General features: G+C 29.4%; 7 protein-coding genes and 1 other RNA gene. 3 read left to right on the forward strand and 5 right to left on the reverse strand.

Annotation, left to right across the window (positions count from 1 at the left end):
• Positions 1-173: 173 nt before the first annotated feature.
• Positions 174-567, reverse strand: a transfer-messenger RNA (tmRNA) gene (gene ssrA / locus ABY298_RS13455).
• Between the two features lie 119 nt (positions 568-686).
• Between ssrA and ABY298_RS13460 the strand changes: the two genes are divergently transcribed.
• Together ABY298_RS13460 and ABY298_RS13465 are read left to right on the forward strand one after the other, a co-directional pair.
• Entirely contained in the window at positions 687-1,889 is a 1,203-nt protein-coding gene (locus ABY298_RS13460) for an NAD(P)-dependent oxidoreductase (RefSeq protein ID WP_372746577.1), read from the forward strand.
• Complete coding sequence (locus ABY298_RS13465; protein ID WP_291847075.1) at positions 1,879-2,097, forward strand: DUF3820 family protein; 219 nt, start codon at positions 1,879-1,881, stop codon at positions 2,095-2,097. Before ABY298_RS13460 ends, ABY298_RS13465 begins: the two co-directional genes overlap by 11 nt.
• A 285-nt stretch (positions 2,098-2,382) precedes the next feature.
• On the opposite strand, the gene creD is transcribed toward ABY298_RS13465, so the two are convergent.
• From creD to ABY298_RS13480, 3 genes are read right to left on the reverse strand one after another with little or no spacing between them, the layout of a single operon-like run.
• Entirely contained in the window at positions 2,383-3,744 is a 1,362-nt protein-coding gene (creD, locus tag ABY298_RS13470) for a cell envelope integrity protein CreD (protein ID WP_372746578.1), read from the reverse strand.
• Positions 3,745-3,798: 54 nt separating this feature from the next.
• Positions 3,799-4,095 carry a winged helix-turn-helix domain-containing protein gene (locus ABY298_RS13475; RefSeq protein ID WP_372746579.1) on the reverse strand — a complete coding sequence of 99 codons (297 nt, stop codon included), beginning with the start codon at positions 4,093-4,095 and terminating at the stop codon, positions 3,799-3,801.
• Between the two features lie 2 nt (positions 4,096-4,097).
• Positions 4,098-4,718, reverse strand: coding sequence for a hypothetical protein (locus tag ABY298_RS13480; protein ID WP_372746580.1), 621 nt, complete (start codon positions 4,716-4,718; stop codon positions 4,098-4,100).
• A 173-nt stretch (positions 4,719-4,891) separates the two neighbouring features.
• Between ABY298_RS13480 and ABY298_RS13485 the strand changes: the two genes are divergently transcribed.
• Positions 4,892-7,441, forward strand: coding sequence for an adenosylcobalamin-dependent ribonucleoside-diphosphate reductase (locus ABY298_RS13485; protein ID WP_372746581.1), 2,550 nt, complete (start codon positions 4,892-4,894; stop codon positions 7,439-7,441).
• Between the two features lie 40 nt (positions 7,442-7,481).
• Here the strand turns inward: ABY298_RS13485 and ABY298_RS13490 are convergent.
• Positions 7,482-7,769, reverse strand: a 288-nt coding sequence (locus ABY298_RS13490) for a PepSY domain-containing protein (protein ID WP_372746582.1), incomplete at its 5' end; no start/stop codon positions are given.

Consider the following 7,769-nt stretch of genomic DNA (forward strand, 5'->3'; position numbering starts at 1 on the left):
AAAGAAACCTCACCCAAAGTATGAGTGAGGAAAATTGCTATGAAAAAGATTGGTAAGCTATGAAACTTACCGATACAAATATACAAACTATTTTAAATTGAAAAACAAAAATTTTGTTAAAATTTTCTAAAATTATTTTTTTATGATAAATGTCATATTTTCAATTAAAATATTAGTGGAGACGCCGGGAATCGAACCCGGGTCCAAACAAGCAACCAAGATAGTTTCTACATGTTTAGTTTTCTTTTAATTTTAGTCTTAAAGCTAACCGAAAACAATTTACTTTAAGCTTAGTTTCTTAAGTTTCAAAATGCTACCGAAACTATAGCAAATCTATGTTAACTTTTACGATGCCTCTATGCTGACCGCCGCTAACCAAGGCTTTCAAGAGACATTTAGCTTGCACACCTAGTGTGCCGAGGCTTATCCTACTGTAATTCGGATTAAGCAGCTAAAGCGTAGTTATCTTCGCCGTTTATAGGTTTGAAATTGAGATTAACGAGTGCTATTTCATTACTCGACATGCTTCTATGTTAATTGACCTTGCAGTCAAAACCAGTCGTCCCCAAAATGTCAAAGAACAAAATCTTTAAGGCTGCAAATCTACTAAAAATATGTTACATAGTTTATTTGTCAGTTCCTTTAATTCATAATATATTAGTAACAATATTTATACCAAACAAATCATGAAAATTGGAATTATAAAAGAGCGTAAAAATCCACCAGATAGGCGAGTGGTATTAACACCTAAAGAATGTAAAAGATTGTTGCGGAAATTTTCTGATTTAGGTATTAAAGTTGAATCATCAGACAATCGTTTTTTTACAGATGAAGACTATATAATTGAGGGAATTGATGTGGTAGATGATGTTTCGGAATGTGATGTTTTACTAGGTGTAAAAGAAGTGCCTATTGATTTTTTAATTCCAAATAAAAAGTATTTTTTCTTTTCGCATACCATAAAAAAGCAACAATACAACAGAAAACTATTACAAGCCATTTTGTCAAAAAATATTGAGTTGTATGACCACGAAGTTATTGTTAACGAAAAAAATCAACGCTTAGTAGCTTTTGGAAGATATGCCGGAATTGTTGGTGCTTATAATGGTTTTAGAGCTTATGGGTTAAAATTTAATTTATATAATTTACCAAAGGCTGAGGAATTACACGACCAATTAATGTTAATTCATGAGCTGCAAAAATTAAAGTTGCCAAATATTAAAGTTGTTTTAACTGGTAAAGGTAGAGTAGGAAATGGAGCCAAAGAAATGCTGAAAGGAATGGGAATGAAAAAAGTTTCTGTAAATGATTTTTTGCATAAAACTTTTAATGAACCTGTATATGTGCAAATTGATGTGTTAGATTATAACAAAAGAAAAGATGGTGTTGTAAAAGATGAGATTGATTTTTTTACAAACCCAACAGAATACAAAAGTGATTTTATGCGCTTTGCAAAAGTTGCTGATTTATATATAGCCGGACATTTTTATGGAACTGGAGCTCCGTATATTTTTACTAGAATTGATGCTAAATCTAAAGATTTTAACATAAAAGTTGTTGCTGATATTAGCTGTGATGTTGATGGACCTGTAGCTTCAACAATTCGTTCTTCAACCATTGAAAATCCTATTTATGGATATAATCCTGAATTAGAAATGGAAGTTGATTATAGAGATGAGAAGGCTATTGCTGTTATGGCGGTTGATAATTTACCTTGTGAATTACCAAAAGATGCATCGGAAGGGTTTGGTGAAAGTTTTGCAAAACACGTAATTCCAGCTTTTTTTAATAATGATGAAGATGGTGTTTTAAACAGAGCCAAAATGACATCAAACGGAAAGTTAACGGAAAGGTTTAACTATTTACAAGATTATGTTGATGGTAAATAATCAACAACACGAGTTAGAAAAATTGGCAAATACCAAAATGCCATTTGGAAAATATAAAGGCAAATATTTAATTGATTTACCCGAACATTATATAGTATGGTACAATAATAAAGGTTTTCCAACGGGAAAATTGGGAGATCAGCTTCGTTTGGTGTATGAAATTCAGTTAAACGGATTGGAAGATTTAGTTAGGAAACTAAAATATTAAGTTTACATTTTTTTGTCATTTCGACGGAGGAGAAATCATACCCTGTTAAGAACATTATGTTGAGATTCCTCCGATGTCGGAATGACAAAAGGGAGTGTTTAAATGATTAAAACAGGCTGTTTAAAAAGTTTTAAAACACGTCATGCTGAACTTGTTTCAGCATCTCATCAAACTGATAACCGGTTGCTGAGCTGAGTCGAAGCACAGATTGACGAATATTTTACTTTTTAAGCAGCCTTTCTTTTTTTGAAATTTATTATTTGTTTTTTTGGGTTTTACACATCTTTAATTCCAATCTATTTTGCGTGACGCGTACATTATTATAGATAATATTATAAACAATCCTAAACTTCCAACTAGTAGTGCATAATTTTCCAATTGAATAATTACATATATAAATGTGTACAATGCTAAAAGTGATAAACCTATAAATATTGGAAATTTGAAACTTTTTAAAATTGATTTTGAGTACAGCGTTATTAAAACAATAACAGAACTTCCTGCAATTAAATAGGCTTTTAAAAAATTACTATGTTCAGAGATTGATATTAATAAGGTGTAAAACATTGTTAGCGCCAAACCAATCATTAAATATTGAAATGGATGAATGTTTATTTTGCTAATAGATTGTATTAAAAAGAAAATTAAAAAAGTGAGAGAAATTACTAAAAATCCGTATTTGGCAGAACGTTCACTTTTTTGATATTCATCTACCGGAATCATAAAGTTTACACCAAAAGCAAATTCGTTTAAATTTGGTAATGCAGTGTAATATTCTTGCTGAAAAGGTCTGTTAATATGTAAAACTTTCCATTTGGCATTAAAGCCGTTTTCAGATATTTTATCGGTATTTAATGGTAAAAAATTGCCTATAAAATTGGCTGTTTTCCAGTTAGATTTTATGTTTAAATCTGTTTCTTTACCAATTGGAATAATACTTATTTGTTTACTTCCGCTAATGTTTAGTTTTATGGAAAACGGATTAGTTGTTAGCTTTTCAAATGCTTCTTTGGTTAAATGGTTGGTTTCTAGATTATTTAAGGCAATATCGTCTTTAAGTTTATTATATACTTCTTCATATTTTGGAAAAAAAGGTGATGAATTATGGTCAAAATTTATTTCAACCTGATTATTAATACCTTTTAGGTTAGATGTTTTTATTATTACAATAGCTTTTTCCCAAAGTATATCGTTATCATCTATATCAATTGAGGAGAAGTCTGGTTTTTCAAAATTTCCATCTATATTAATTTCGCTTTTATAAACAGAGGTTTTGTAAATGCCACGTTTTTTTTCTTCAGGATTTATGTTCGCCTTCATATTTAATTTTTCAGGAAAAAAGTAGGCGTAGTTTATAGATTCTATTTTTTCCGTTCTGTTTTCTTCTGAATTAGTGGCGGTAATAATTTTTTCTGAATACGTTTTATACGGTATTTTTAAAATTGGACCATATAATAAAACTTCATTTCCCCATTTTTCGTTAATTTCATTTACTACAGATTCTTGCCTAATTGCACGTTCATTAATTAAATTTACTATAAATGATAAAGGTATTAATAGTACAATTATTAATATTCCAATCATAAACATTCTTGCAGTTAAGGATGTTTTTAACCAATTTCCGAATTTGTTTTGTTGTTTTTCCATTTTTTTAAATTGTTAAAAGTACTTTGAAAAGCAAAGTGAGTGAATAAATTTTTTTTAATTATTGTTTATTAATTTTTCTAAAGCGTTAATATGTTTTTTAAATTCAAGCATTCCAAGCGTGCTTACACTATATGTTGTATTAGGTTTTTTACCTATAAATTGTTTTTCTACTTTAATATATTTAACCTTTTCAAGTCCTTTAATATGGCTAGCTAAATTACCATCGGTAACACCTAATAATTCTTTAAGTGTATTAAAATCTAAAGTTTCGTTTACCATAAGCGCCGACATAATTCCCAGCCGAACTCTATGATCAAAAACTTTATTAATATGTTTAAGTATGTCTTTCAAAATTATATTTTGTCGTATTTATTGTATAAAACAATGCCATAAATAATATGAAGAATTCCAAATCCAAAAGCCCAAAAATAAAGTCCATAACCAATAAATTGCGTAGAAACTAATCCAATAACTATATTTAAAAAACCTAAGTATCTAATATCACCAAGAGTATATTTACTAGCATTAACACAAGCCAATCCATAAAAAATTAAGGTAGCTGGAGCAATTAAGCCTATTAAACCGTATTGATATAAAATTATACAAAATGCGCCTCCTGTAAATAATGGTATGGCAAAATTTATTAAAAGCCGTTTAGATGTTGCATCCCATAAATTTTCACCACTTTTCTTCGCTTTTTTTGATGAAAATATAAACGCTGTAATTACAGAAAGGGTTAATACTAAAAGTGCAATACCTAATAAGAAATATTCTAAATACGAAATTGGAATTAAACCAACAGGACTATTTGCAACTTGATAGTTGGTTAATAAGTAATTTGCAGCAAAAGCTCCAATCAATGCGTAAATTCCAGCTAATATTCCCGATAAACCGCTTAATGATATAAATCTGGATGATTTATTCATTATAGATTTAATCTCTATAATATCTTTTAAATAATCTTTATTCTTCATATTAAAAGTACTTTGAAAAACAAAGTAAATCAAAAAAAATGAATTCAACAAATAATTTTTTCAACTTTTCAACAATAAAATGTTATTAACTATATTCATAAAAAGACCTTTCGGGTTTAAATATTCAATAATTTTATAAACTGAAAAATCAAACAAAAAAATATACGAGAAAAATGACAGAAGAATTAGTGTTCCCGAAAATTTACACTTATAATGAGGTGTTAGTGAAGGCTTTAGCTTATTTTAATAACGATGAACTAGCTGCAACTACTTGGATTAACAAGTATGCAATGAAAAACAAAAAAGGCGATTTGTTAGAAGCTTCGCCTGCTGATATGCATACTAGAATGGCAAAAGAATTTGCCAGAATAGAAAAAAATTATGAGGAGAGTGAAACCAATGTAGAAGGACTTTCTGAATATGGGAAAACTCGTAAATTATTATCGGAAAAAGAAATATTTGATTTATTTGATAAATTTAAATATGTAATTCCGCAAGGAAGTGTAATGTCGTCCTTAGGAAACAACAATGTAATTGCTTCCTTATCAAACTGTGTGGTTGTACCATCAGTTTTCGATTCTTATGGAGGTATTTTTTATACTGACCAGCAATTGGCACAATTATTTAAAAGACGTTGTGGTGTTGGGGTAGATTTATCTAATTTAAGACCAAACGGAGCGCAAGTATCAAATTCAGCTGGAACTACAACGGGAGCAGTTTCATTTATGAATCGTTTTTCAAATACTACACGTGAAGTTGCTCAAAATGGTAGAAGAGGAGCGTTAATGTTAACAATGGATATTGCGCATCCAGATGTAGAAGATTTTATTACCATTAAACAAGATTTAACAAAAGTAACCGGAGCAAATATTTCATTGCGTTTATCAGATGAATTTATGATGGCGGTTGTTAACGATGATGATTTTACATTACGTTGGCCAATTGAAAGTAAAACACCAACATATAAAAAAGTAGTAAAGGCAAAAGATTTATGGAATACAATTATTAAATGTGCCCATAATACTGCTGAGCCAGGTTTAATATTTTGGGATCGTCAACATTATTATTCAACATCATCTATTTATCCAGGGTTTAAAAATAGTTCTACAAATCCTTGTTCAGAAATTGCAATGCAAGGTGGAGACAGCTGTCGTTTAATAGCTGTTAATTTATACAGTTTTGTTAAAAATCCATTTACAGATAAGGCTTCATTTGATTTTGAAAAGTTTTATAAAGTTGTGTATGAAACACAACGTTTAATGGATGATTTGGTTGATTTAGAATTAGAAGCTGTTGATAGAATTTTCAACAAAATTATGCACGATAAAGAACCAAATAATATTAAACAAGTAGAAATTGATACTTGGAAATTATTATATAAAACAGGTAAAAAAGGTAGAAGAACAGGTTTAGGATTTACTGCTTTAGCAGATGCTGTTGCTGCACTTGGTAAAAAGTTTGATACCAATGAAGCTATTGCCGTTGTTGATGAAATTATGAAAACTAAACTACGTGGAGAATTTGATAGTAGTATAGATATGGCTATTACACGTGGTAAATTTGAAGTATTTAGCCCTGAAATTGAAAACTTCTCTGAATTTATTCAAATGGTTCAAAAGGAGTTTCCTGATGTGTATGAAAGAATGATGAAATATGGTAGAAGAAATATTTCTATAAGTACCGTTGCTCCAACAGGAAGTTTAAGTATGTTGGCACAAACATCATCAGGTATTGAGCCAGTTTTCTTATTGTCATATAAACGAAGAAGAAAAGTTAATCAAGATGATGCAAATGCTAAAATTGCTTATGTTGATGATATGGGTGATGCTTTTGAAGAATTTGAAGTATATCATCCAAAATTAAAACAATGGATGGAAGTAACTGGAGAAACAGATATTAAGAAAAGTCCATATGCTGGTTCTACTGCTCCTGAAATTGATTGGTTAAAGCGTATTGAAATGCAAGCTTTGGTTCAAAAATATACTACACATTCAATTAGTTCAACAATTAATTTGGCATCTGATGTGCCTGTTGAAAATGTTGGTGATATATATATAGAATCTTGGAAAAAAGGTTTAAAAGGAATTACCGTTTATAGAGATGGATCTAGAAGTGGAATATTAGTTTCTAGCGATGATAAAAAGGAAAAGAAAAATACCGAATGTTTTGCTGAAACAATTTTCCCAAAAAGACCAAAGAAAATAGAAGCAAAAGTAGTACGTTTTCAAAATGATTATGACAAATGGGTTGCTGTTGTTGGTTTAATTAACAACAGACCTTATGAAATTTTTACGGGTAAATTAGAAGACGCATTTTTATTGCCTACTTGGTTAGAACAAGGTTGGGTAATTAAAAATAAAGATGATAAAGGAGCTACACGTTACGATTTTCAGTTTGAAGATAAACAAGGTTATAAGGTTACTTTAGAAGGATTATCGCGTACATTTGATAAAGAATATTGGAATTATGCTAAATTAATTTCTGGTGTTTTACGTCACGGAATGCCAATACAATATGTGGTAGATTTAGTAAATAATTTAAATATGTACGATGAAAATATTAATACTTGGAAAAATGGTATTGCCCGTACATTAAAACAATTTGTAGAAGACGGTACAGTAGCTGCAGATAAAAAATGTCCAGAATGTGGAGATCCAGAAGGATTAATTTACGAAGAAGGTTGTTTAAAATGTAAAAATTGCGGACAAACTAAATGTGGATAAAAACAATTAATGGTTAAACAATAAAAAACACTGGTGAAATTTAATTTTTTACCAGTGTTTTTTTATAATCAATTTTATTTTTTCTTTTCCTTCCAATCCAAATTAAAAACCCTGTTAGTGGCAAAGAGGCACATATTAAACTAGCTATAAAAGCAATAATTTTACCTGGTATTCCTAAAATAGCTCCAACATGAATGTCATAATTTGCATTAATTATTTTTTCTCCAAAATTTTTATTTTTATGATTTCTTTCTTTTAATAATTTGCCAGAATATTGATCAAATTGTAAACTGTGATTTACATAATATAATCCATCATATTGCTGTAT

The organism is Lutibacter sp. (assembly GCF_041596795.1).
Taxonomy (GTDB): domain Bacteria; phylum Bacteroidota; class Bacteroidia; order Flavobacteriales; family Flavobacteriaceae; genus Lutibacter.